This window comes from Nonomuraea sp. NPDC003214, assembly GCF_053590035.1.
Map to the genome: position 1 here is coordinate 124,920 of NZ_JBSFSX010000012.1, position 22,894 is coordinate 147,813.

Annotated in this window: 23 protein-coding genes; 13 read left to right on the forward strand and 10 right to left on the reverse strand. The window is 70.7% G+C overall.

Translation table 11 applies throughout. The features are described 5' to 3' along the window. Positions 1–93: 93 nt before the first annotated feature. Positions 94–840, reverse strand: a complete 747-nt coding sequence (locus tag ACWDXC_RS34030; RefSeq protein WP_449988920.1) for a sugar isomerase domain-containing protein — start codon at positions 838–840, stop codon at positions 94–96. Next, complete coding sequence (locus tag ACWDXC_RS34035) at positions 837–1,721, reverse strand: MurR/RpiR family transcriptional regulator (protein WP_364183653.1); 885 nt, start codon at positions 1,719–1,721, stop codon at positions 837–839. The genes ACWDXC_RS34030 and ACWDXC_RS34035 overlap by 4 nt, the downstream gene beginning before the upstream one ends. 59 nt (positions 1,722–1,780) lie before the next feature. Here ACWDXC_RS34035 and ACWDXC_RS34040 point away from each other — a divergent pair, with 59 nt between their 5' ends. Further along, on the forward strand, positions 1,781–2,800 hold the full coding sequence (locus ACWDXC_RS34040) for an N-acetylglucosamine kinase (RefSeq protein ID WP_449988923.1): 1,020 nt from the start codon (positions 1,781–1,783) through the stop codon (positions 2,798–2,800). Between the two features lie 1,167 nt (positions 2,801–3,967). On the opposite strand, the gene ACWDXC_RS34045 is transcribed toward ACWDXC_RS34040, so the two are convergent. The 3 genes from ACWDXC_RS34045 to ACWDXC_RS34055 form a co-directional block, all read right to left on the reverse strand. Beyond that, the gene (locus ACWDXC_RS34045) at positions 3,968–4,837 is read right to left on the reverse strand and encodes a hypothetical protein (protein WP_449988926.1); all 870 of its coding nucleotides are present in this window, start codon (positions 4,835–4,837) and stop codon (positions 3,968–3,970) included. Between the two features lie 237 nt (positions 4,838–5,074). Beyond that, complete coding sequence (locus tag ACWDXC_RS34050) at positions 5,075–5,245, reverse strand: hypothetical protein (RefSeq protein ID WP_449988929.1); 171 nt, start codon at positions 5,243–5,245, stop codon at positions 5,075–5,077. A 507-nt stretch (positions 5,246–5,752) separates the two neighbouring features. Beyond that, positions 5,753–6,310, reverse strand: a complete 558-nt coding sequence (locus ACWDXC_RS34055; RefSeq protein ID WP_449988932.1) for a hypothetical protein — start codon at positions 6,308–6,310, stop codon at positions 5,753–5,755. 146 nt (positions 6,311–6,456) lie between these two features. Between ACWDXC_RS34055 and ACWDXC_RS34060 the strand changes: the two genes are divergently transcribed. The 4 genes from ACWDXC_RS34060 to ACWDXC_RS34075 all read left to right on the forward strand — a co-directional run bounded on the left by ACWDXC_RS34060 (position 6,457) and on the right by ACWDXC_RS34075 (position 10,044). Continuing rightward, positions 6,457–7,599: a methyltransferase domain-containing protein gene (locus ACWDXC_RS34060; RefSeq protein WP_449988934.1), complete on the forward strand. Its 1,143-nt coding sequence runs from the start codon at positions 6,457–6,459 to the stop codon at positions 7,597–7,599. Positions 7,600–7,721: 122 nt separating this feature from the next. Then, positions 7,722–8,570: a LysR family transcriptional regulator gene (locus ACWDXC_RS34065; RefSeq protein ID WP_219510164.1), complete on the forward strand. Its 849-nt coding sequence runs from the start codon at positions 7,722–7,724 to the stop codon at positions 8,568–8,570. A gap of 15 nt (positions 8,571–8,585) precedes the next feature. Further along, on the forward strand, positions 8,586–9,212 hold the full coding sequence (locus ACWDXC_RS34070; RefSeq protein WP_219510163.1) for a MerR family transcriptional regulator: 627 nt from the start codon (positions 8,586–8,588) through the stop codon (positions 9,210–9,212). A 43-nt stretch (positions 9,213–9,255) separates the two neighbouring features. Further along, positions 9,256–10,044, forward strand: a complete 789-nt coding sequence (locus tag ACWDXC_RS34075; protein ID WP_449988938.1) for a class I SAM-dependent methyltransferase — start codon at positions 9,256–9,258, stop codon at positions 10,042–10,044. Here the strand turns inward: ACWDXC_RS34075 and ACWDXC_RS34080 are convergent. After that, the gene (locus ACWDXC_RS34080) at positions 10,019–10,921 is read right to left on the reverse strand and encodes an NAD(P)-dependent oxidoreductase (RefSeq protein ID WP_449989093.1); all 903 of its coding nucleotides are present in this window, start codon (positions 10,919–10,921) and stop codon (positions 10,019–10,021) included. The two genes, ACWDXC_RS34075 and ACWDXC_RS34080, sit on opposite strands and share 26 nt — an antisense overlap. A 68-nt stretch (positions 10,922–10,989) precedes the next feature. Here ACWDXC_RS34080 and ACWDXC_RS34085 point away from each other — a divergent pair, with 68 nt between their 5' ends. Next, entirely contained in the window at positions 10,990–11,343 is a 354-nt protein-coding gene (locus ACWDXC_RS34085) for a winged helix-turn-helix transcriptional regulator (RefSeq protein WP_449988941.1), read from the forward strand. An 8-nt stretch (positions 11,344–11,351) separates the two neighbouring features. On the opposite strand, the gene ACWDXC_RS34090 is transcribed toward ACWDXC_RS34085, so the two are convergent. Then, positions 11,352–12,467, reverse strand: coding sequence for a right-handed parallel beta-helix repeat-containing protein (locus tag ACWDXC_RS34090; RefSeq protein WP_449988944.1), 1,116 nt, complete (start codon positions 12,465–12,467; stop codon positions 11,352–11,354). A 142-nt stretch (positions 12,468–12,609) separates the two neighbouring features. Here ACWDXC_RS34090 and ACWDXC_RS34095 point away from each other — a divergent pair, with 142 nt between their 5' ends. From ACWDXC_RS34095 to ACWDXC_RS34105, 3 genes are all read left to right on the forward strand, one after another. Then, positions 12,610–13,143 carry a DinB family protein gene (locus tag ACWDXC_RS34095; protein ID WP_449988947.1) on the forward strand — a complete coding sequence of 178 codons (534 nt, stop codon included), beginning with the start codon at positions 12,610–12,612 and terminating at the stop codon, positions 13,141–13,143. Positions 13,144–13,255: 112 nt separating this feature from the next. Continuing rightward, positions 13,256–13,771 carry a hypothetical protein gene (locus tag ACWDXC_RS34100; protein ID WP_449988950.1) on the forward strand — a complete coding sequence of 172 codons (516 nt, stop codon included), beginning with the start codon at positions 13,256–13,258 and terminating at the stop codon, positions 13,769–13,771. Between the two features lie 58 nt (positions 13,772–13,829). Next, on the forward strand, positions 13,830–14,687 hold the full coding sequence (locus ACWDXC_RS34105; RefSeq protein WP_449988952.1) for a phosphotransferase: 858 nt from the start codon (positions 13,830–13,832) through the stop codon (positions 14,685–14,687). A gap of 9 nt (positions 14,688–14,696) precedes the next feature. On the opposite strand, the gene ACWDXC_RS34110 is transcribed toward ACWDXC_RS34105, so the two are convergent. Beyond that, complete coding sequence (locus tag ACWDXC_RS34110) at positions 14,697–15,203, reverse strand: NUDIX hydrolase (protein ID WP_357585391.1); 507 nt, start codon at positions 15,201–15,203, stop codon at positions 14,697–14,699. Positions 15,204–16,065: 862 nt separating this feature from the next. Further along, positions 16,066–16,740: a ThuA domain-containing protein gene (locus tag ACWDXC_RS34115; RefSeq protein ID WP_219510154.1), complete on the reverse strand. Its 675-nt coding sequence runs from the start codon at positions 16,738–16,740 to the stop codon at positions 16,066–16,068. Positions 16,741–16,864: 124 nt separating this feature from the next. Between ACWDXC_RS34115 and ACWDXC_RS34120 the strand changes: the two genes are divergently transcribed. From ACWDXC_RS34120 to ACWDXC_RS34135, 4 genes are all read left to right on the forward strand, one after another. Next, the gene (locus ACWDXC_RS34120; protein WP_449988955.1) at positions 16,865–17,728 is read left to right on the forward strand and encodes an RNA polymerase sigma-70 factor; all 864 of its coding nucleotides are present in this window, start codon (positions 16,865–16,867) and stop codon (positions 17,726–17,728) included. An 8-nt stretch (positions 17,729–17,736) separates the two neighbouring features. Beyond that, on the forward strand, positions 17,737–18,498 hold the full coding sequence (locus ACWDXC_RS34125) for an SDR family oxidoreductase (RefSeq protein ID WP_364183693.1): 762 nt from the start codon (positions 17,737–17,739) through the stop codon (positions 18,496–18,498). A gap of 86 nt (positions 18,499–18,584) precedes the next feature. Next, positions 18,585–20,234 (forward strand): FAD-dependent oxidoreductase, encoded by a 1,650-nt coding sequence (locus tag ACWDXC_RS34130; protein ID WP_449988958.1) that lies wholly within the window; start codon positions 18,585–18,587, stop codon positions 20,232–20,234. 20 nt (positions 20,235–20,254) lie between these two features. Continuing rightward, positions 20,255–21,694: an ATP-binding protein gene (locus tag ACWDXC_RS34135; protein ID WP_449988961.1), complete on the forward strand. Its 1,440-nt coding sequence runs from the start codon at positions 20,255–20,257 to the stop codon at positions 21,692–21,694. On the opposite strand, the gene ACWDXC_RS34140 is transcribed toward ACWDXC_RS34135, so the two are convergent. Further along, the gene (locus ACWDXC_RS34140; protein ID WP_449988964.1) at positions 21,666–22,892 is read right to left on the reverse strand and encodes an alpha/beta fold hydrolase; all 1,227 of its coding nucleotides are present in this window, start codon (positions 22,890–22,892) and stop codon (positions 21,666–21,668) included. The genes ACWDXC_RS34135 and ACWDXC_RS34140 overlap by 29 nt on opposite strands. Positions 22,893–22,894 lie beyond the last annotated feature (2 nt).

Genomic DNA, 22,894 nt, shown 5'->3' on the forward strand with positions numbered 1-22,894 from the left:
AGCGGGCCCCCGAATGGCATGCCGAAAAGAGCTGTCGTGCTCCTGGGTTTCGTGCGGCTGGGTTTCGAGCTTCTGGATTTGGCGCTTCTGGGGTCAGGCGCCGCGGCGGATGCGGCCCGCGTACAGCGCTTCGAGCCTGAGGTTGTGCGCGTCGCCCTCCGGCACGTTGGCCGACAGGTAGACCGGCGGCACCTGGCCGGCCGCCAGCAGGTCGCGCACCGTCCTGGCGACGACGAGCTGGGCGATCAGCGCGGAGGTGATGGTGGAGACGGCACCGGTGGCGCCTCCGTCGGGCAGGGGCAGCACGGCGTCGCCGTACGGGGCCCGGTTGTCGAGCACGACGTCGGCCAGGTCGGCGAGCTTGCGGCCCGAGGGGTGGCGGGAGGCGACCGCGCCGCTGTGCGCGTGCGAGGTGATGGCGATCAGGTCGTGACCGCGCTGCTTGACGAGGGTGGCGAGCTCGACCACGACGCCGTTCACGCCGGAGTTCGAGATGATCACGAACAGGTCGTCGTCGTGGACCGGGGCCGCCTCCAGGATGGCCCGGGCGACGGCCGGGTCGCGTTCGAGGTCGTAGCGGTCCAGCGCCTCACGGGGGGCGTCCCCGTACAGGACGATGTCGCGGAGGGCGAGGCGGTTGGTCGGCACCAGGCCGCCGGCGCGACCGGCGATCTCCATGGCGACCGCCTCGGAGTGGCCCGAGCCGAACGCCTGGATGACCCCGCCTCTGGTCAGCGCCCTGGTGAACAGCTCGGCGGCCTTCTCGATGGCCGGGTCGTCAGGGATCGTCCGGACGAGCTCGGCGATGTGGTCGGCGAATTGTTGCGGATTTATCGTCATAAATCTCCCTCGGGGAGTCCGTCTTCCGGCAGGCGATGCCCTTCCACGGCCCGCACCGTCACGTCGAACGCCTCCCGCGTCCGCTCGTACGTCCGCTGCGCCACCGACACGTACACCACGTCCAGCACCAGCAACTGCGAGTGGATCGCCGCGAACCCGTCGGCCCGGAACGTCGTCTCCCGGCTCGCGGTCGTCAGCACCAGCTCGGCCACCTCGGCCAGCGGCGAACGGGGATGCGACGTCACCGCGACCGTGATCGCGCCGTGGCTCCCGGCCTCCGCCAGCACCTCGATGACCTCGCGCGTCCGGCCGCTGTGCGAGATGCCGATCGCCACGTCACCCTGCCCGAGCAGCGCCGCGTCCGTGAGCGCGCTGTGCGCGTCGGACCTGCTCCAGGTGGGCACCCGCATCCGCTGCAGCCGGTACTCCATCTCGCTGGCGACCGCCGCGCTGCTCGACACCCCGAACAGCAGCACCCGCCCGGCGCCCGCCACCGCCTGCGCCACTTTCTCCACCACGGCCAGGTCGAGCTGGTCGCCGGTCTCCTGGATCAGCCGGATGTCGTTGCCCGACACCACGCCCAGCACCTTCTCCAGGCTGTCACCGGGCAGGATCTCCTGGCCGATGTCGGTCTGCCAGGTCTGCTGCTTGACCCGCCCGGTCTCGGTGGCCACGGCCACGCGCAACTCGGCGTAGCCGCCGAAGCCCAGCGCCCGGCAGAACCGGGTGATGGTCGCGGTCGAGGTGCCGCTGCGCTCCGCCAGGTCCACGATCGTCAGCCGCGCCGCCTCGCCCGGGCCGGCGAGGATGGCGTCGGCGACCTTCCGCAGGGCTTCCGGCATCTCATGCCGTTCGGTCCTGATGCGGCCGAGTAGTTCCATGTGGTGATAATTATGCTCAACTCTTGGCTTGGTCAAGGCTTGTGGCGATAATTCTTGACATGAGGCTGGTTCTGGGCGTCGACGCCGGCGGCACCTCCACCCGCGCGGCAGCCTTCACCGTGGACGGCGAGGAAGTGGGACGCGGCACCGCCGGCGGCGGCAACCCCGGCACCCTCGGCCTCGACCACGCCTGCGCCAACGTGTCGTCCGCCATCGCCTCCGCGCTCGCGGGAGCGGACCCCGCCCAGGTGGCGTCGCTCGCGCTCGGCCTGGCAGGCAACCCCGCCCTCGCCGACGCCCTGACCCGGCGGCTCTTCGCCGGCGGCGCCCCCTGCGGTCTCCCCCGCACCCTCCGCCCGCGCCTCGTCCGGAACGTCGGCGACGTCGTCACCGCCTTCTGCGCCGGCACCCCCGCCCCCTCGGGCACCGTCCTCATCTCGGGGACGGGGGCGATCGCGGCAAAAATTACCGGCCGCGCCGTGGTCGCCACCTCGGACGGCTACGGGTGGCTCCTGGGCGACGACGGCTCCGGCTTCTGGCTCGGCCGCACCGCCGCCCGCGCCGCCCTCCGCGCGCTCTCGGAAGGCCGGCCCTCACCTCTGGTCGACCTGGTCACCCGCCGCCTCCTCCCCGCCTCCCCACCCCACGATCCGGCCCCGGGTCCCACCCTGGGCCCCGCCATGGGTCCGGCCCCGGGCCCGGCGCTGGCGGACCGCCTGGTCGCCGCCGTGCACTCCCGGCCGCCGCTGGCCCTCGCCGAACTGGCGCCCCTGATCTCCGAAGCCGCAGCCGCCGGCGACCCGGAGGCCGTGGCCATCGCCACGGAAGCCGCCCACCTGCTGGCCGCCACCGCCCTGCGCGTACACGATCCGGGCTCGCCCCTCGTCCTCGCCGGCAGCGTCCTCACCTCACCGGGCCCGGTCCGGGACTCCGTACGGGGCCTGCTGGGAACCGTCCACACGGCGGGAGACCCCGCCGGCGCAGCGGCCTGGCTGGCGACCTTGTCCCTCCTCGACCCGGCCGATGCCGAGAAACGCCATGCCCGCTTCGTCCCATCTTCAGACCTAAGGGGCTACTGACATAGCATCACCGCACCACCTCGCCCCAAATTCCAGCTTCGCGCAACTATCACTGAACGCCTGCGACTTCATGCGGCCTGTGTTGATCCGGTGGTATCTAGGACGGCGATGGCCTTACGCCGGTGGCCAGCCTGGGAGGGCTGCAACGTAGCTTCCACAACATCCTCCAACTTCAGCTTGGGCGTTGGCGCGTTCGCCAGGACCGCGCAGTCTGGCGTGGGCGTGGTTGGCCTACCTCTGCGACTCGGCTGTTCTTACCCTGCGCGGGGTGCGGGCCGGCCTTCGGCTCCTTCATACGCCGTGTCCACAAAGACGATGTTTCCCCGCCTGCTCAAGTGTTTGGACGATGCGCATATGCGGGCGGGACTCAGGCTGTGGGCTTGCACCGACAGGGCGCCTCCTGCCCACAGGACCGTTCTCTCTGGAGAGGCGATGACCTGAGTGATCATGTATACGCGCGACGCATTCCGAGAAGTGGACCGGCCTGGCAACGATCCGATCGATATGAACCAGCGTGCCGGCCAGCAGCAGGTAGTGCAGCCCGCCATGTTTCGCTTTGCGTAGGACCAATCCGATTATGGGTGAGCGTTCCGACAAGAGCATCACGGCCTCTGCCAAACATCGCCACGCGATGTCAAAGGAGGCTTCGTATACAGCTCCGAGCTCAGAAGGTCACCTCTTGGCACAGGCGGGGCCAGCAGGAGCAGGGCCTGCTAGCCCGCTGAACGGAGTCGCCAAACCCATCCGCCGGCACCGAGGCCATCCGGGTCGACATGGTGGCTGCTCAACCCGGGGTTGGGCGGGACAGTCGACGGCTGAACCGCATCCGCGGACCCTGGTCGTGGCGGATGTGGTTGTGGTGACGAGTCCGCATATCAGGGCCTTCGCCATGCCATCAGGCGCACGCCAACCTCACCTTTAGGCCGTGATCAGCAGTCGGCCGCACACGAATGAAGACGACCCACTGGGCCGGTGAAAGCACACCAGACAATAGCGCTGAACACCTATTCTACCGAATAATCACACAGTCGCCGCCCCGCAGGGCAGCTTCTGAGACAGCAGCTCAAACTATTGTCTCTCTTATACGCTAGCGCCACTCGAGCGATCAGCAGGGGGATTGGTATTACGTACTTTCTCCCACCTATTTAAGTACACAAAAGATCGAGGTCAGCCTCGCATTGGGCGACATATGGCCGCGCTATCAGACTCACAGCGAAGGCTTACATCGGCCACATAAACAGTCTTCACCATGGGATGCTGCAAAATTGCAAGAAGTGGCGCAGCACCATAATTCTCGTAGATCATTCCATAGATCTTTCCCGCGACAGCAGCCGCCCGCAGTCTTTTCAAACTGAGGCCAAATGACTTCAACACAGGCTCGTCCATCGGCGTGAGCGTAGAAACCCATTCCCTAAAGGACGCCACATACGATTGCTCATCACACGATCGCTGGCAATAGATGCTGTTTCCGAGAGGCAACTCACCTTCTCCATAAGAAAGGAGGGCGCGCTGCGGTTCGGGCAACCCTAGCTTCGCATCAAAAACATCGCCCTCAGCCATTGGTTTCACGAGTTCTACCAAGACAGTCACTTCCACACTCTCTCCCATATTCGAAAGAAACTCCCGCGCCTCCTCCTTACCATCTGCACGTGTGTGTGCGGAACCAAATACTTCGAGAGCCCGGCCGAGACGGGTCCTCGGGAAGCTGGAAATCTGTACGCCCGTCGAATCTACGGCAGGTGAGACTGTTATTTTCAATGCACCGGAGCGTCCTGCCATCACGTCGCCAAGACGATACGCCGAATAAGATGTAGTTAAGCCTTCCCCAGAATCCCCGAGTACTGGCCCCGGGTACAGTCCATAATCGGGATGGGCTACCCACAAGGCACTTTCTGTGAGATTCCGAAAGTCTTCTGGATCCCGCAATGCACTCGTAGAATATGAGCCAATGCTGCAGCTACCTATAAGTGCCGCCGCTACCCATAAGGAGACCCAAAGCCGTAGAGTGCCGATCGCCATTCTCACCGCTTCGATCATCATCCGCATCCTAGCTGAACACCCGATGGGTTGGCGAACGGCTGCACGCCCGCCAACCCATCGGAACAGATCATTATGCGTCGCGCCGACTATTGAGGCTTCGTATATTTGCTATATGTGGTCAGGCGTAGCAGTTTACCATTCTTTGTCGCCTCGCCTCCGCATGGCGTGTTTATAGAGACTGGCCTAGACGTGGGAGGGACATAAACATCCTTGCCCACGGACCAGGATGCAAAGTTAAGCGGCCGGCTTGTTCTGCTGCTTCGCCTCCGCCACCGCTGCGCGCAGGGCCGCGTCGGGGTCCTCCGGGCGGGGGAACGTGGTGACCGACGGACTTGAGGGTTCCTGGGGGTCCGGCTCGGCCGCCGCCTGCCTGACCGGTCCTGCGACCAGCAACGATGCTGCCACCGTGAGCACCGTCGCCGACACGAGACTTCGGCCCGGTTTCCTGAGGAGCCGGGTCCTTCTTCCTAACTCGTTCACAAACACCTTCAATCCCCGTGAGTCTGGATTGTCAGGTTTGATCATCGAGCGGTAGGTCTATTCGATCAATATGGCGTAGATCACAATAAAATCAATATAAAAACCCGTAACTTTTGCCCTGTTACCGACGATTCCAGACGGGTACGGCTACCCGGCAAGAGGAAATTCGAGTTTCCCTTTTCCGGTGGATCGGTTGCCGCCTTCAGGGCGTGATCGTAAGGTCACAGCCAGCACTGGAATGAGCGCACTGGAGGCGCCGTGGGCAAGCATGAGCGGGATCCGAAGAAGGACAAACCGTTCACCCCAGACAAGCCTCAGCCGGACGCCAGAAAAGGGGGCGACGGAAAGCACGCCGGTGGCAGCGGCACCAAGAAATGACGCCGACAGGTCCCGTACGGGAGGGCGTACGGGACCTGTCGGATTCGTCGGACGTCAGGCGGTCTTGGTGAAGCGGAACGACGTCAGGCCGTTTCCGTCGTTCCAGACGTCGGCGGCGGTCGAACGGCCGAGGCTGTTGATGCGGCGCACCTCCAGCACGATCCTGGTCGGCTCGTCGACGGTGATCCGCTCGCTGATCGGGCTGGTGGTGTTCTGGCCGATGTGACCGGCGCCGTTCCCGGCGCGGGTGTGGTCGGCGATCTGGTTGAGTATCCGCGCGCTGCGCGGCAGGAGGGTGTTGGTCGTGGCGTTGCGGAGGCGGCCGACGATGTACGTGTTGACCGGGGGAACCCCTGAGAGCCGGGTGCGGACGTTCAGGTCGAGCGAGTAGGTGCCGGCTTCGGGCAGGGTGACCGCGAGCCGGGTGTTGACCCAGGTGCCGGACGCGGTCGGCTGCAGGTTGACCCGGGCGGGCAGATAGGAGATGCCGGACGGCATCGGGTGGAGCTGGGCGACGGCGGCCGCCGGGGAGACGGGGGCCGTGACGGTGCCGCCGATGGCCAGGGCGGCGGCTGTGGCGGTGAGCGCGGCTGCACGGATGAGGGTGTGCATGAGGGGCTGACCTCCCGATAAAGAGGGACTGGGTCTGGTGACGCCCACTCTATGAATTACTCAGAGTATCTGTAAGGTTACTATCCGTTTTATGGTTACAGTCCCCATTGCTACAAATGCGCGTCAGTGAAACGCGGGGAGGAAAGTTGAATGGGGCGGAAAACGTCCCCGGGGTTGAAGCGCTGATCGCGGAGATCGGCCCGGTGGACGGCCCGATCGCCTCGGCGCTGCGCGCGGTGCATCGGCACCGGTTCGTCCCGTCCGTCGGGCTGGCTCATGCGCCCGACGACACGGTTCGCCTCATCGACCGGGACGCCGATCCGGCTGACTGGATGGCGGCCGTCTACACCGACACCAGCATCGTGACCCAGCTGGACGACGGCAGGAGCGCCGTCGAGGATCTGGACGGCGACTACACCTCGTCCGCCTCGGCGCCCAGCACCGTGGTCGAGCTGCTGCGGTGGCTCGGCGCCGAGCCCGGGCAGCGGGTTCTGGAGGTGGGCACCGGCACCGGCTGGACGGCCGCCCTGCTCTGCCACCTGGTGGGCGCGGCGAACGTGACCTCGATCGAGATCGACCCCGTGGTGGCGGGCCAGGCGGCCTGGAGGCTCGCGGAGGCGGAGCTCCGTCCCCATCTGGTCGTGGGGGACGGGGCGGACGGGTGCGCGGAGCGCGCGCCGTTCGACCGGGTGCACGTCACGTGCGGCGTCCGGACGATCCCGTACGCCTGGGTCCGCCAGGCCCGGCCGGGGGCGGTGATCGTGCTTCCCTACAGCCCGGGGTTCGGCACCAGCCACGGCCTCCGGCTGGTCACCACCCGAGACGGCGCCGCGTACGGCCGGTTCCCGGGGTTCGCCTCGTACATGATGATGCGCTCCCAGCGGCCCCGCCCGGTCCGGCCGCCGCGCGGGCCCGAGGACAGGCGCCATCTGACCACCCGCGTCGATCCCCGGACGATCGCGCACGCCCCGGCGGGGGCGGATCTGGCCGTCGCGGCGCTGACCGGCGTGGCCTGTCACGGCAGCGCGGAGCCCGACGAGGACGGGGAGCTGTATCGGATGTGGCTGTCGGACCCGGAGGACCCGGGGTCGTGGGCGGTCGTGGACTGGCGGCCGGACGCCGAGGAGTACGAGGTCTTCCAGGTGGGCGGCCGGCCGCTGTGGGACGAGGTGACCGACGCCTACTTCCGGTGGGTGAGCTGGGGTGAGCCGGGCCGTGAACGGTTCGGGATGACGGTCACGGCCGACGGGCAGCGGGTGTGGCTGGACGACCCTGGGCGACCGCTGTAGCCGGCCGATCTGCTCTGTCCGCGGCCTATCGGACATCCCTACATGTCCGTAGAAGCACGGGCAATTCACCGGGGCCCTTCACGACGCATGTCAATTTCTGTAAGACAGAGTCGAGGTGAGGGATGGACCTACGCCATATCCGGTACGCGATCACCATCGCCCGTGCCGGCAGCCTGCGCCGAGCCGCGGCTCTTCTGCGCGTCGCCCAGCCGACCCTGTCGGAACAGCTCAGGGCGCTGGAGAGGGAGCTCGGCGTCGAGTTGTTCAGCCGTTCGCCGTCCGGGGTGCAGCTCACCGAGGCGGGCGAGGTGTTCCTGGCCCAGGCGACGGTCGCGGTGGACGCGCTGGGCCGGGCGGCCACGGCGGCCCGGGGCAAGGGGCGGACCGCCAGGCTGGGCGTGGCCGACGGGCTGGGCGACGTGGCCGCCCGCCTGCTCGCGCAGCTCCAGCAGGCGCGGCTGCGCATGGCGCCGATGGGCACCGCCGAGCAGCTCGTCTCGCTCATGGACGGCACGCTCCAGGCGGGCCTCGGCTACGCGCCGGGGTCGCTGCCGCGCGGGGTGGCGCGCGTGCTCGTCCACCGCTCCCCCGTGCGCGCCCTGCTGCCGCGCGACCACGAGCTGGCCGCGTACGTGCGGCTGCCGCTGGCGGCGCTGGCGGGCGAGCCGCTGGTGATGCCGGAGTCGGAGGCGGTCGCGGGGGCGCGCCGGTTCCTGGAGGCGTTCGTGCGCCATCGCCTGCATCCCCGGCTGGGGCCGTCGGCGGCCACGCACGACACGGTCGTCGCCATGGTGGGCGAGGGCGCGGGTTACGCGCTGTGCGTGCGCGAGGGGGTTCCGGTGCCGGAGCGGCTGGCGTTCGTGCCGATCGAGGAGGAGGTGCCGCCCATCGAGGTGGTGCTGCTGTGGAACCGCCAGGCGGACGTGCAGGACGTGGTGAGCGCGGCGCGGCACCTGGCCCGATCTGGATAGCACTATTATCCAGTGATGCGCATGTCCGAACTGAGCGCCGAGTCCGGCGTGCCCATCGCCACGATCAAGTACTACCTGCGCGAGGGCCTGCTCCACCCGGGCGAGCAGACGTCCGCCACCCGGGCCGAGTACGACGCCACACACCTGCGCAGGCTGCGCCTGATCCGGGCGCTGCTGGAGGTGGGCAGGCTGCCGGTGTCGGCCATCAAGAAGGTCGTGGAGGCGGTCGAGGACGAGTCGCTGCCGGTCCACACGATGCTCGGCACCGCCCACTACGCGCTCAGCCCGCGCGTCGAGCCGGAGGCGACGCCCGAGTGGGACGCCGCGCTGGCCGAGGTCGACGCGTTCCTGGCCGGCCTGGGCTGGAAGGTGGAGCCGGAGGCGCCCGCCCGGCACGAGCTGGCGCACACGGTGATGCGGATGCGCCAGCTCGGCCACACGCCCGAGCTGGCCCCGTACGCAGCGGCGGCCGGCAGGCTGGTCGAGGAGGTCGAGATCGACACGATCCCGTACGACGGCCCGCGTGACGCCGCCGTGGAGGCGCTGGTGCTGGGGACGGTCCTGTACGGGCGGGCGTTCGACGCGCTGCGCCGCCTGGCCCACGAGTCGACCTCGGCCCGCCGCCTGTCCGGCAGTTCCTGAAATTCCGGTTGCCGGCGGCCCGCGCCGCTCGGCAAGATCGAGCATGGCGCTGACACCCGAGCTCGTCGCTTACTACGCCCAGGACCTGGAGCACGAACGGCTGCGCGAAGGGCGCAACCGGCTGGAGCTGTGGCGCACGCAGGACGTGTTGCGCCGGACGCTGCCCCCGGTCCCGGCCCGGGTGCTGGACGTGGGCGGCGGCACCGGGGTGCACGCCGAATGGCTGAGCGCCGACGGCTACGAGGTCGAGCTGCTGGACCCGATCCCGCTGCACGTCGAGCGGGCCGCGCGGCTGCCCGGGGTGCGGGCCCGGCTGGGCGACGCGCGCCGCCTGCCGGTGCCCGACGCGAGCGCCGACGCGGTCCTGCTGCTGGGCCCGCTCTACCACCTGCCCGAGCGCGCCGACCGGGTGCGGGCGCTGGCGGAGGCCCGGCGCGCCGTGCGGCCGGGCGGGCTGGTGGCGGCCGCGACCATCAACCGCTACGCGGCCGTGCACGGCACCATCCAGCTCGGCCACTACGTGCGCGCGCCGGAGCGGCAGGCCGCGCTCGCCGCCGCGACCGGCGGCGTCATGCTGTCGCCGGGGCGCGGCTTCACCGCCTACTTCCACGATCCGGACGACGTGCCGGGCGAGTTCGCCGACGCCGGGTTCCCCGAGGTCGGCAGGTACGGGCTGGAGGGGGCGTTCTGGCTGTACGGGGACCTCGACGACTGGCTCGACGACCCGGGGCGGCGGGCGCTGCTGCTCGACGCCCAGCGGGTCATGGAGTCCGAGCCGTCGCTGCTCGGGGTGAGCGGTCACCTGCTCACGCTCGCCCGGCGCCCTCTCTGAGCAGCCCGACGATCCCGGCCAGGCCCTCGTCGCCGTGGCCCTGCGCGACCCGCCGGGCCATCAGGTCCATGAACGGCGTCAGCAGCCCGGGGTCGACGCCCTGCTCCCGCGAGGTGTCCAGGAACGTGGCGTTGCCCGCGGACATCATGGCCAGGTTGGAGTGCACGCCGAGCGTGTAGTCGCCGCTCTCCAGTTGGGCGGCCATGCCGTGGGCGGCACCGGACATCGCGCCGAGCCAGCCGGCGAGCAGCGTGGCGAACCGCGACAGGTCCACCTCCTTCTCGCCGTCGACCAGGGCGAAGGCGTGGGTGGTGCCGGCGAGCATCGCGGTCATGGCGCTGAGCAGCGCGACGTCGTACAGCGCCGCGTGGCCGGCGTCCGAGCCGACGTAGTTCACCGCCGCCGGGACCTCCAGCGCCTCCCGGTGCCGCTCGAACAGGGCCTGGTCGCCGCTGTAGAGGATGTAGCCGCCGCTCTCCGGGACGCCGATCATCGGCGGGACGGCCATGATGCCGCCGTCCAGGAAGCGGGCGCCGCGTTCCTCCGCCCAGCGGGCGCGCCGCCTGCCCTGCTCGGGGGTGCCGGTGGTCAGGTTGATCAGGTCCTTGCCGGCCAGGTCGGCGCCGTCCAGCGTCGCGCCGACGGAGTCGTCGTCCAGCAGGCACAGGATCACGGGACCGGTGGCCGCGGCCACCGCCTCGGCGGCGCTGCCCGCCGCGCGGGCGCCCGCCTCGACCAGCGGTCCGGCCTTCTCCGGGGTACGGTTCCAGACGGTCAGCGGGTGCCCGGCGGCGAGCCAGGACCGGCCCAGCGCGGCGCCCATGTCGCCGAGGCCGAGCAGGGTGATGGGAGTCTTGGACGTGTTCATGCCGTCCAGGCTCGCGCCCGCCCCTGATCAAGATCAAGAACGCACTTTATTGTGGGTGGTTACCTTATGGTGGGTTCATGACCAGGCGGGATACGTACGTGTGCGGGATCGACGCGGCGATCGACGTGGTCGGCGGGAAGTGGAAGGTGCTCATCCTGTGGGAGCTGAACGACGGGCCGTGCCGGTTCGGCGAGCTGCGACGCGGGATTCCCGGTGTCACCGAGAAGGTGCTCACCTCGCACCTGCGCGAGCTGGAGTCCGACGGGATCGTCTTCCGGGAGGAGGCGGTCGAGGGGGCGGTGCGGCGCGTCACCTACGCCCTCACCCCACTCGGCGTCTCGCTCAACGCGGCGCTCGCGCCCCTCGGCGCGTGGGGGCGTGAACACCTGCTGAACGGGCGCGCCGCCCACGACCACGCGGCGGCCTCCTAGCCTCGGCCTCAGAAGCAGGTCAGGCCGGGGTTCTGGGCCGGGGCGCAGGGGCCCTGGTTGCCGCCGCCGTCGACGACCTGCCCGGCCGGGGCCCAGATCATCGGCCCGGCGTTCCCGGCGCCGACGTTGCGCGCGAGCATGATCCGGGTGGCCTCGGCGCCGTCGGTCCACACGTGGATGCCGCCGCGCACCGGGTTGCCGCCCGGGTCGCTCACGCCGCTCGGCCGGTGCCCGTTGCGCCAGAACACGTTCCGGATCGCGCCTTCGGGGCTGGCCGCGGGAACCTGGTTCATCAGCAGCATGCCCGCCGTGTGGTTGCCGCTGAACACGTTGTCCCGGACGACCACGTTGCGGAAGCCCGTGGCCCGCAGGCCGATGTCGTTGCCGGTGAACAGGTTGCGCTCGACCACCCCGGCCGCCTCCGGCTGGTAGACCTCGCCGGCCCTCATGGCGACGGCGGCGTTCCTGAACACGTTCCCGGCGAACCGGTTGCGGCGGCTCTCCACGCCCGTGCTGACGGGGAAGGCGTCGAACGTGTTGCCCGTGTAGACGCCGCGGTCGGACTGGACGACGTTCAGCCACCCGGTGGTGAGCCGGCTGTCGCGGATGGCGGAGCTGTTGGCGTCGCGCAGCACGACCCCGCCCGTCACCGAGCACCGGTCGACCGTGACCGCGCCGAGCTGCCTGTCGAGCCCGTCGAGCCGGCAGGTGGCGGGCGTGCCGCCGATCGTCAGCACCCCGGCGAACACCCGCACCGGCGCCGCCGCGAACCGCACCGCCTCGATCGTGAGCGGCGAGCTCAGGTCCTTGGCGAACTGGTGGATCCCGTACGTGAATCCGCTGATGGCGCCGTCGCGCACGGTCACGCCCGCATGCCCGGCCACGTCGATCCCCCTGCCGGCGCCGGAGCCGGTGACCGTGTGGCCGGCGAGGTCCACCACGACGCCGTCGGCCCCGATGACCAGGCCGCCGCCCGCGCAGTTCAGGTCGGCGTCGAGCGTGACGTCGGCGGTCACGACGTCGCCGCAGGCGACCGCCGCCGTGCGTGCCCCGGCGGGCACGGCGAGCGCTGCCGTCGTCAGGGCCGCGCACAACGCCGCCGCCACCACTGCCCGTACCGTCATGAGGTCTCCCGTCCCCGTAGCTGACCGGCGAGCGCCAGCATCCCCCCGTGGACGCCGCCCGGTGAAGCGCGGAACCGGACGCCGAAAAGGGATGAAACCATGACGGTCCTGGGCCTTCCCGGCATGCCCCTAGGGTGATCACATGACTGAACTTGATCGCATTCGCTGGCAGTTCGACCTGAGCTGGTCGCTGCTGACCCTCCACCTTGACCAGCTCACCGACGAGGACGCCCTGTGGGAACCGGTGCCGAACTGCTGGACCGTGCGACCGCGCCCCGACGGCACGTGGACCGCGGACTTCTCCCTGGAGGAGCTCGACCCGATCCCGCTGCCGACGATCGGATGGGTGATGTGGCACATGGGCATGTGGTGGGAGAACACGTACGCCGGATGCTTCGGCGACGGCGCCTCCGCCGACTGGGCCGCCGTGGCGGCGGCCACCACGTGGCCGGGCGACGTGCGCTCGGCCGTGACCTCGTTGACCGGCCACCACGACCGCTGGCGCGCCGCCCTGGACGCGCTCTCCGACGCCGACCTCGACGCGACGGACCGCACCACCTGGTTCGCCGAGGGCGGCCTGACCCTCGGCCACGTGCTGGCGTGGGCGAACGTCGAGCTGATGAAGAACGCCGCCGAGATCGGCAGCCTGCGCCTCCAGCGGGCGAACCTCCGCTGACCGCCGCGTACACCCTCTCTGTGACCGCCGAGTGCTCTCGCTGCTGAACGAACTGTATGACGGGCCCGCGGCGCCGGCCGTCGGGGCGTTCCTGGACGCGGTGGACTCCGTCATGAACAGCAACACCTTCCTGCTCAAGGTGCGCGCCGACGTGCCGGTGACCGGCGGCGACCCGGCCGAGGTCCTGGCCGCGTTCCTGCGCGATCCGCTGTTCGAGGAGATGATGCTCGCCGTCGACCGGGGCCGGGGGTGGTGGAACCTCCAGGACGGCGACGGCCCGCTGGTGGTGGATGACCCGGTGCGGCCGGACGTACGGGAGCTGGGCGCGGACGGGTTCTGGCGGCGGCTGCGCTGGATGGTGCGGGAGGCGTTCAGTCCTTACGGGCGGCGCCTGGACGACGAGGCGGCCGGGGCGGTGCTGGGGCCGTTGCCGGAGGCGCTGTTCGGGGGTGACGTGGCGGGGTGGTCGTTCTGCGAGGTGCGGCCGGACTTCCTGCGTGGCACGGGCTATTACTCAGGTGCGGCTTGTGCGGGCTTGGCCTACTTTGATGGTGGAGAGTCGGACACGGCCACGTTCTTCTACCGTGGGGATGTCTTCTACCTGCTGCTGACCAACGGGTCTCCATGACGCGGCGGCGGGCCGGTGATCGGGTGGCGGTTGTCGAGGTGTGAGGGGCGGGTGGCGAATGCGGGCGTCAGATGGTCTGCGGGCGGTGGCCGCGGCCCGGTCCGTCGCCTCGTCGCTCGGCCTGGCGGCCGACGACGCGGTCGTGCTCCAGGACTCCAACAAGCTCACGCTGCGGTTGACCCCGTGTGACGTGCTGGCCAGGGTGGCGCCCGAGGCGGAGCACGTCGCGCCGTTCGAGGTCGAGCTGGCGCAACGGCTCGCCGCGACCGGCAGCCCGGTGGCCGCGCTGGACCCTCGGGTGGAGCCGGGCGTGCACGAGCGTGACGGATTCGCGATCACGTTGTGGACGTACTACGAGCCGGTGACGCCGGACGCGGTCGCGCCACCGCCGGACGCCTACGCCCGGGCGCTCGAACGGCTGCACCACGGGATGCGCACGCTCGATGTCGCCGCGCCGCACTTCACCGATCGGGTCGAGGAGGCTCTGCGGCTCCTGGCAAGCCGTGACCGCACCCCGGCGCTCTCCGACGAGGACCGGGACCTGCTCGGCGACACGTTGCGAACCCTGGGCCGGGCCGTGGACGAGCGTGGCGGCGCCGCCCAGCAGCTGCTGCACGGCGAACCCCACCCGGGCAACGTGTTGACGACGAAGGACGGGCTGCTGTTCGTCGACCTCGAGACGTGCTGCCGCGGACCCGTGGAGTTCGACCTCGCCCATGCGCCCGAGGACGTGGGCGAGCACTATCCGGGCGTGGACCCGGGCCTGCTGCGCGACTGCCGGACCCTCGTACTGGCGATGGTCACCACGTGGCGCTGGGACCGCGACGACCAGCTCCCGGACGGGCACCGGCTGGGCGTGGAATGGCTCGCCCAGCTCCGCGCCACCCTCGATGCCGCCTCGCATCGCGCTGGTTGACGCCGTTTCTCACGAAGCCATCGAGGTGGCGCGCATGGCCAGGTAGCGGGCGAAGGCCTCCTGACCGTCGGGCACGAACGGCCAGCGGCACATCGCCAGCCGCAGCTCCGCCTCCCCCATCCAGCCGTACCACGGCACCTCGGCCGGGTCCGGACGCAACGGGCCGGTGATCACCGCCTCGTGCACCCCCATCCAGTACGGGCCCAGCATGCCCCGGCACAGGAACTTGACGACGAACTCCACCGGCGCCCCCACGCCCAGCTCCTCGGCCAGCTCCCGGCGGGCCGCCTCCTCGTAGGACTCGCCGATGTCCACCCCGCCGCCGACCAGCACGTCGTAGTAGCCCGGGAAACGGGGGGAGTCGTCAGGGCGGCGGTGCACGAGGATGCGGCCCCGCTCGTCCCTGCACACGGTGGTGGCGATGCGGTGCAGCCAGCCCCGCCGGGTGGCCTCGTCGCGATCCGCGACACCGACCACGTCGTCCTGCTCGTTCACCAGTTCTATACGTTCGTCCACGGGGCCACGATCTCAGACGGGTGTGACAGTTTCGACACCCCTAGGGGGACGCGGGGGCGGGTTGGGGGTCGGGGGCCGGTCGTCGTGGGGGTGGGTGGGCGTTGTCGCGCTCCTGCCGTGGTGTTCTCCGGGCCGCCCATCCCCGGCGGCTGACGCCGCGCCACCCGTCCAGGCGGCTGACGTCGTGTCACCCCCCATCCGAGCCGGCTGACGCCGCGCCGCCCATCCCAGGTGGCGGACTCCGGGCCGCCTCTCCGCGGCGGCTGGCGCCGCATGCCCTCACGGGCGGGGCGCTGCGCGCCGGGCAGTTCGGACGTTCTTCCAAGGCGGCTCACGCCGCAGCGGAACGCCCCGATGCCGCCGAAAGGCCCACTGGCCACAGCCCACTCGCATCGTCAAGCCTTTCGGGGCGCAACGCCTCGCCTGTGAGGGCCTTGCGTTCCGGTGTGGGCCGTCCACCGTGACCGCGTGAACCGCCCGGCGCGAAGCGCCCCCATGTGAGGACGATGCCCTGCGGCGCCAGCCGCCCTGGAAGGACGTCCGAACCACTCGGCGCGCAGCGCCCGGCCCGTGAGGGCCTTGCGGTGCGGCGCCAGCCGCCCTGGAAGGACGTCCGAGCCGCCCGGCGCGCAGCGCCCCACTCGTGAGGGCCTTGCGGTGCGGCGCCAGCCGCCCCAAACGACCGGCTGAGCCGCCCGGCGCGAAGCGCCCCCACGTGAAGACGACGCCCTGCGGCGCCAGCCGCCCTGGAAGGACGCCCGAGCCGCTCGGCGCGCAGCGCCCCGCCCGTGAGGGCCTTGCCGTTTGGAAGGTCGAGACCGTAGGTGCGCAACCCCGGTGACCGGTTAAAGCCGTTAGGCGGTTAGTCGGTGATCGTGGTGGGGCGTTTCAGGAGCCAGAGCGCCGCCCGTTGCAGCAGGGTCCGGTGGATCTCGTTCTCGTACGACCGCGTGTCATGCCCGAGCGCGTCGTAGAAGACCCTCCCCCGCCGCACCGGCCGGGCCCAGATGAGCGGCTGGCCGTGGGAGGAGGCGAGGGGCCGGACGTCGGGCAGCACGTCGAGGTCGCTGTACACCTCGTCGACGACGTCGAAGTCGCGCAGCCCGTCGACGATGGGGTGGCCGCCGTGGACGCGGACGCCGGTCCAGCCGAGCGGCGGGTGGTGGGACTTGGGCCAGGTCCAGCAGCCGCCGAGGACGCGGGGCCAGCCTTGCCAGTCGTCGAAACAGATGGACGCCGTGTGCATGCACAGCAGGGCGCCGCCGCGGTCGAGGTGGTCGAGGAGGGTGGTGCGGGCTTGGGCGGGGAGGTGGAAGCGCCATTGGTCGCGCTGGTCGGCGAAGCGTTCGTGGGTCATCTGCCAGCGCAGCGCGTTGATGGTGATGAGCTGGACTTCGGGTGGTTCGCTGAGGGCGCCGGCGATGTCTTCGGTGGTCTCGGATTCGACGCCGACCTCGGCGAGCGCGTCGGCGAGGGCGGCCGACGTGGCGTCGAAGTCGTGGTACAGGCCTCCGGAAAGGATGAGATTTCGCGCCATTTCCCAAGCTCATCATGCTCATCGCGGTATTTCTACCCATCGGCTGTCACATTCGGTGATGCCGGACCGTCCTCTCGGGAGGAGGGAAGGAGCGGGCATGCTTGATACGGGTACCCTGCCCGGCATGACGGGGACCGCTGAGTTCGAGGAACACCGTCCCGCCCTGCTCGGCCTGGCCTACCGGCTGCTGGGCAGCATGTGGGACGCCGAGGACGTGGTGCAGGAGGCGTGGCTGCGCTGGCAGGGCACGGATCGTGACGTGGTCCGTGAGCCGCGCGCGTTCCTGATCACGGTGGTGTCGCGGCTGGCGCTGGACCAGCTCCGCTCGGCCCGGGTGAAGCGGGAGGCGTATCCGGGGCCGTGGCTGCCTGAGCCGGTGGCGTCGGCTGAGGCGGGGCCGCTGGACACGGCGGAGCTGCGGGACACGGTGGCGTACGCGACGCTGCATCTGATGGAGCGCCTGTCGCCGCCGGAGCGGGCGGTGTTCGTGCTGCGGGAGGCGTTCGAGCTGCCGTACGACGAGATCGCGGAGATCGTCGGCGCGTCGGTGGCGAACGCCCGGCAGATGCACCATCGGGCGTCGGTGCGGCTGGCGGAGGGCCGGGACCGGTTCCGGCCGTCGTCGCGGGAGCACGAGGAGCTGCTGGCGCGGTTCATCGCGGCGGCCGGGGACGGCGATCTGGGGCCGTTGACGGATCTGTTGCACGAGGACGTCGTGATGTGGAGCGACGGCGGCGGCCGGGTCCGGGCGGCGCTGCGGCCGATCGAGGGCCGCGACAAGGTGCTGCGGTTCCTGGAGGGGGTGCTGGCCCGCTACGAGTACGGCGGGCTGTCGGTGGTGGACGTGAACGGCCATCCGGGGATCTGGATGGAGATCGGCTCCGATCATCAGCTGGTCGTCCTCGACTGGCACGAGGGGCGCGTGCGGGGCATGTACGGCGTGCTGAACCCGGACAAGCTCGCCCGGGTGCGGGCGTCGTCTCTATAGTCGCCGTTATGGATCTCGGCATCGCAGGCAAGGTCGCACTCGTCACGGGTGGCAGCGCGGGCATCGGGCTGGCCGCCGCCCGGAGTCTCGCCAGGGAGGGGTGCCACGTGTGCGTGTGCGCCCGCAGTCCGGAGAAGCTGGCGGACGCGGTGGTGGAGTTGCAGGAGTTCGGCGGCGTGGTGCACGCGGTGCTGGCGGACGTGGAGGACCCGGAGGCGGCCGAGCGGGTGGTGCGCGAGACGCAGGACGTGGTGGGGCCGGTCGACATCCTGGTCGCCAACGCGGGCGGGCCGCCGCCGGGCCGGTTCGTGGACGCGAGCCTGGCCGAGTGGGACGTGGCGGTGCAGCGCAACCTGCTCGGCACCGTGCGGCTGGTGCGGGCGGCGCTGCCGGGGATGCGCGAGCGCGGCTGGGGCCGCATCGTGACGGTGACGAGCCGGTCGGCGCGGGAGGCGATCGACGGGCTGGCCCTGTCCAACGCGACGAGGTCGGCCGTGGCGGGCATGGTCCGCACGCTGGCCCGTGAGGTGGGCGGCGACGGGGTGCTGGTCACGAACGTGATGCCGGGCCCGATCGACACCGACCGGCTGCGTGAGGTGGCGGGCGGCGAGGACGGGCTGGCGGAGCGGGCGGCCGTCGTGCCGCTGGGCCGGATCGGCCGGGCCGAGGAGGTGGGCGACGTGGTGGCGTTCCTGGCGAGCGAGCGGGCGTCGTTCGTGAACGGGATCTCGATCCTGGTGGACGGCGGCGAGAGCCGCGTCATCGCCTGACGAGGGCCCCGGCGGCCTCGCCTGGCCGGAGTCCGTTCCCTGCCGCATGACATCCTTCTCCCAAGGACGATGTGAGAGGCAGGGGAATGGACAAGCCGGTCATCGTGACGGTCGACGACGATCCTGGCGTGTCGCGGGCGGTGGCCCGCGACCTCAGACGCCGCTACGGCCGCGACTACCGGATCGTCCGCGCGGAGGCCGCCGTGCAGGGCATCGAGGCGGTCAAGGAGATGCGGCTGCGTGGTGACGAGGTGGCCGCCATCCTGGCGGACTACCGGATGCCGCAGATGAACGGGGTCGAGTTCCTGGAAAAGGCGATGGACATGTACCCGTTCGCGCGACGGGTGCTGCTGACCGCCTATGCCGACACCGACGCGGCGATCCAGGCGATCAACGTGGTGGATCTGGACCATTATCTGCTCAAGCCGTGGGACCCGCCGGAGGAGAAGTTCTACCCGGTGATCGACGGGCAGCTCGACGCCTGGCAGCGGACGGACCGGGTGCCGGTGGCGGAGCTGCGCGTGGTGGGCGACCGCTGGTCGGCGCCGTCCTACCAGGTGCGTGACTTCCTGGCGCGCAACCACGTGCCGTACCGGTGGATGCTGGCCGAGGAGCCCGACGGGGCGCAGCTCGTGGCGGCGGCGGGGCAGGAGTGCCGGCTGCCGCTGGTGGTGACGTCCGACGGGTCGTCGCTGCAGGCGCCGGACCAGTCGACGCTGGCCTCGGCGGTGGGGCTGTCGACGACGCCGGCGACGGACTTCTACGACCTGATCGTGGTCGGCGGCGGCCCGGCGGGGCTGGGCGCGGCCGTCTACGGCGCGTCGGAGGGGCTCAACACGGTGCTGGTGGAGGCGCACGCGTCGGGCGGGCAGGCGGGGCAGAGCTCCAGGATCGAGAACTACCTGGGCTTCCCCGACGGCGTCTCGGGCCAGCAGCTCGCCGACAGGGCGCGCAGGCAGGCGCTGAAGTTCGGGGCGGAGCTGCTGACCGCGCGGAAGGTGACGCATCTGGAGCCGCGCGGCCAGGCCCGGGTGATCGGGTTCAAGGACGGCGGGGAGATCGCGGCGCACGCGGTGATCCTGGCGACCGGCGTGACCTACCGGCGGCTGGACGCGCCGGGCCTGGACGACTTCGTCGGCCGGGGCGTCTACTACGGCGCGGCCCTGACCGAGGCGCCGTCGTGCAGGGACAGCGAGGTCTACATCGTGGGCGCGGCCAACTCGGCGGGCCAGGCGGCCGTCCACCTGTCGGGGTACGCCAGCCGCGTGCACCTGCTGGTGCGCGGTGACGGCCTGGAGAAGTCCATGTCGCACTACCTCGTCGAGCAGATCCAGGCGATCGGCAACATCGAGGTGCACCTGGAGAGCCAGGTGACGGGCGGTGCGGGCAACGGGCACCTGGAGAGGCTGTCGATCGCGCGCAAGGGCGAGGAGCGGACGGTCGAGGCGCAGTGGCTGTTCGTGTTCATCGGCGCGGAGCCCTACACCTCGTGGCTGGGCGAGACGGTCGAGCGGGACGCGAAGGGGTTCGTGCTGACGGGGCCCGACCTGGTGCAGGGGGGCAGGCGGCCGCGTAACTGGACGTTGCGCCGGGAGCCGTACTTCCTGGAGACGAACGTGCCGGGCGTGCTGGCGGCGGGTGACGTGCGCGCCGAGTCGATCAAGCGGGTGGCCTCGGCCGTCGGGGAGGGCGCGATGGCCGTCGCGCTCGTGCACCGCTACCTGGAGAAGCAATGAGCCCGGTATCTGGAGAAGCGATGAGCACTGTGGACATCGATGAGCTGCGCAAGCTCTTCCTGTTCGAGCGGCTGACCGACGAGCAGCTCGGCAAGCTGGCCGACAGCGGCAGGATGCGGGAGTTCGAGGAGGGCGCGGAGATCGTCCGCCAGGGCGAGCCGGCGGAGTGCTTCGCGGTGCTGGTGGAGGGCGAGGTGCAGATGATCTCGGAGACCGTCAGCGCCGGGACCGTCGCCATGCCGCGCACCGGGCAGCCGGGCGTCTACGGCGGCGCGACCTCCGCCTACCTGGGTGACCGGGCGCCGCAGACCTACCAGCACACGTTGCGCGCGACGGCGCCGTCGCGGGTGTTCATCCTGCCGGCGCGCAAGTTCGCCTACATCGTGGCCGAGTGGTTCCCGATGGCGATGCACCTGCTGGACGGGCTGCAGTCGGGCGGCCGGTTGCAGCGGGAGATCATCGACCGGCGGCAGCGGCTGACGGCGCTGGGCACGATCACGGCGGGCCTCACCCACGAGCTGAACAACCCGGCCGCCGCGGCGGTGCGGGCGGTGAGCGAGCTGCGCTCGCTGATCAGGTCGTCGCGGGTGGAGCTGGCCAGGCTGGCGGAGAACGGCATCCCGCCGGAGCGGCTGCGGGCGCTGGTGGAGATGCAGGAGGCGTGCATGGAGGCGGTCGGCAAGCTGCCGGCGCGCACGCCGCTGGAGATCTCCGACGCCGAGGACGAGCTCGGCGAGGCGCTGGACGAGCTGGGCGTGGAGGACGCCTGGGAGCTGGCTCCGGCGCTGGTCAACGCCGGGTTCGGCGGGGAGCACCTGGAGAAGGTGCGGCTGAAGGTCGGCGAGGAGCACGCCCCGGCCGCGCTGCGCTGGCTGGCGGAGGCGGTGGAGATCTCGCAGATGCTGGGCGAGGTGACGGAGGCGACCGAGCGGATCACCTCGCTGATCGGCTCGGCCAAGCAGTACTCGCAGATGGACCGCGCCCCGTTCCAGGTGCTGGACGTGCACGAGCTGCTGGACAGCACGGTCGCGATCTTCCGCGGCAAGATCCCGCCGGGCATCACGGTGACGACCGACTACGACCGGACGCTGCCGCCGATCCCCTGCTACGGCGGCGAGCTGAACCAGGTGTGGACGAACCTGATCCACAACGCGCTCGACGCCATGGGCGAGGAGGGCACGCTGACGATCCGGACCGCGCACGACGAGGACGAGGCGATCGTGGAGATCGGCGACACCGGCCCCGGCGTGCCGGAGGCGATCCGGGACCGGATCTTCGAGCCGTTCTTCACCACGAAGTCGGTCGGCCAGGGCACCGGGCTGGGGCTGGACATCTCCTACCGGATCGTGGCGGGCCGGCACGGCGGCGACCTGAAGGTCCGGTCGGAGCCGGGCGCGACCTGGTTCGAGGTGCGGCTGCCGCTGCGCGAGCCTACAGCGGGTCCGTCACCATCCGCATGAGCCGGGGCACCACCTGGTCGGCGGCGACGCGGAAGCCGTCGTGCTCGAACTCGTTGGTGACCCAGGCGCGCACGTTGCCGACCCGGGCGGCGGTCTCCAGCGAGAGGCCGGCGTCGACGTACATGTCGTCGTGGTAGACGACGGCGGCGACGGGCACCTCGTTGGCGGCCAGCCGGGCCGGGTCGTAGAGCGGCGGCCAGTCGTCGGCGGCGGCGAGGATCTCGGCGGCGCCCTTGAAGGGACGCAGCGCGCGGATGTCGTCGAACATCCACGGGTAGATCATCTCGCCGGTGAACATCTCGAACGTGTCGAAGTCGGCGGGGCGCAGCCGCTCCGCCGACCAGCGGGTGGCGGCGCCCTGGGCGTAGATGGACTCGTGCAGGACGGCGTAGAGGGGGCTGCCGACGAAGCCGGTCTCGATCATGACCGCGTAGAGGAACTCGTCGGACAGGCGGTCGCCGTGCCACGCCTCGGCGAGCTGCCAGTGCAGGCGTTCGGAGCCGTCGCCCATGCCGAGCTTCTTGCCGAGGGTGCGGAAGCGCTCGACGGTGAGCCGGTCGCCGTCGGGCAGCAGGACCTCGTTGCCGGCCAGGTGCTCGGCGATGCGCCTGGCGCGCTCGGCGTCGCCGGGGTAGCGGCGGTGGTGGCGGGCGACCTTGGCGCGGACGCGCTCGTACGTGCGCGTGTAGACGTCGTCGGCGGTGGCGTCGAGGCCGGGCAGGCCGCCGGTGATGTGGCAGGCGCGCAGCGCCTCGGGGGCCTGCGACAGATAGGTGAGGGTGACGAAGCCGCCGTAGCTCTGCCCCCAGGTCTCCCACTGCTCGATGCCGAGGGCCTTCCTGATGTGCTCGCAGTCGGCCACGATGGCGTCGGCGCGGTAGTGGCGCAGCCGGGCCGCCAGCTCCTCGTCGGTGCCGGTGGCGGTGGCGGGGCTGCTCAGGCCGGTGCCGCGCTGGTCGAGCAGGAGCACCCGGTGCGTCTTGAGCACGTGCCGCCAGTGCGCCTGGCCGGTCAGCCGGGGGGACTTGCCGCCGGGCCCGCCCTGGAGGAACAGCGCCCACGGCAGGTCGCCGGTGTGGGCGGGGTCGCGGATCTCTCGGGCGAACACCTGGATCGTGGCGCCGCCGGGGTCGGCGTGGTCGAGCGGCACGGTGAACACATGGTCGGCGGCCGTCAGGCCGGGCATCGTGACTTTCACGC

What these genes read in the sequence shown, in the direction of transcription:
- ACWDXC_RS34070 (WP_219510163.1), top strand. Translation starts at nt 8,586, where the DNA reads ATGCGCATGTCCGAACTGAGCGCCGAGTCCGGCGTGCCCATCGCCACG.
- ACWDXC_RS34100 (WP_449988950.1), top strand. Translation starts at nt 13,256, where the DNA reads ATGAACAGCAACACCTTCCTGCTCAAGGTGCGCGCCGACGTGCCGGTG.
- ACWDXC_RS34115 (WP_219510154.1), bottom strand. Translation starts at nt 16,740, where the DNA reads ATGGCGCGAAATCTCATCCTTTCCGGAGGCCTGTACCACGACTTCGAC.
- ACWDXC_RS34040 (WP_449988923.1), top strand. Translation starts at nt 1,781, where the DNA reads ATGAGGCTGGTTCTGGGCGTCGACGCCGGCGGCACCTCCACCCGCGCG.
- ACWDXC_RS34075 (WP_449988938.1), top strand. Translation starts at nt 9,256, where the DNA reads ATGGCGCTGACACCCGAGCTCGTCGCTTACTACGCCCAGGACCTGGAG.
- ACWDXC_RS34045 (WP_449988926.1), bottom strand. Translation starts at nt 4,837, where the DNA reads ATGATCGAAGCGGTGAGAATGGCGATCGGCACTCTACGGCTTTGGGTC.
- ACWDXC_RS34095 (WP_449988947.1), top strand. Translation starts at nt 12,610, where the DNA reads ATGACTGAACTTGATCGCATTCGCTGGCAGTTCGACCTGAGCTGGTCG.
- ACWDXC_RS34035 (WP_364183653.1), bottom strand. Translation starts at nt 1,721, where the DNA reads ATGGAACTACTCGGCCGCATCAGGACCGAACGGCATGAGATGCCGGAA.
- ACWDXC_RS34130 (WP_449988958.1), top strand. Translation starts at nt 18,585, where the DNA reads ATGGACAAGCCGGTCATCGTGACGGTCGACGACGATCCTGGCGTGTCG.
- ACWDXC_RS34030 (WP_449988920.1), bottom strand. Translation starts at nt 840, where the DNA reads ATGACGATAAATCCGCAACAATTCGCCGACCACATCGCCGAGCTCGTC.
- ACWDXC_RS34125 (WP_364183693.1), top strand. Translation starts at nt 17,737, where the DNA reads ATGGATCTCGGCATCGCAGGCAAGGTCGCACTCGTCACGGGTGGCAGC.
- ACWDXC_RS34055 (WP_449988932.1), bottom strand. Translation starts at nt 6,310, where the DNA reads ATGCACACCCTCATCCGTGCAGCCGCGCTCACCGCCACAGCCGCCGCC.
- ACWDXC_RS34085 (WP_449988941.1), top strand. Translation starts at nt 10,990, where the DNA reads ATGACCAGGCGGGATACGTACGTGTGCGGGATCGACGCGGCGATCGAC.
- ACWDXC_RS34090 (WP_449988944.1), bottom strand. Translation starts at nt 12,467, where the DNA reads ATGACGGTACGGGCAGTGGTGGCGGCGGCGTTGTGCGCGGCCCTGACG.
- ACWDXC_RS34105 (WP_449988952.1), top strand. Translation starts at nt 13,830, where the DNA reads ATGCGGGCGTCAGATGGTCTGCGGGCGGTGGCCGCGGCCCGGTCCGTC.
- ACWDXC_RS34120 (WP_449988955.1), top strand. Translation starts at nt 16,865, where the DNA reads ATGACGGGGACCGCTGAGTTCGAGGAACACCGTCCCGCCCTGCTCGGC.
- ACWDXC_RS34135 (WP_449988961.1), top strand. Translation starts at nt 20,255, where the DNA reads ATGAGCACTGTGGACATCGATGAGCTGCGCAAGCTCTTCCTGTTCGAG.
- ACWDXC_RS34065 (WP_219510164.1), top strand. Translation starts at nt 7,722, where the DNA reads ATGGACCTACGCCATATCCGGTACGCGATCACCATCGCCCGTGCCGGC.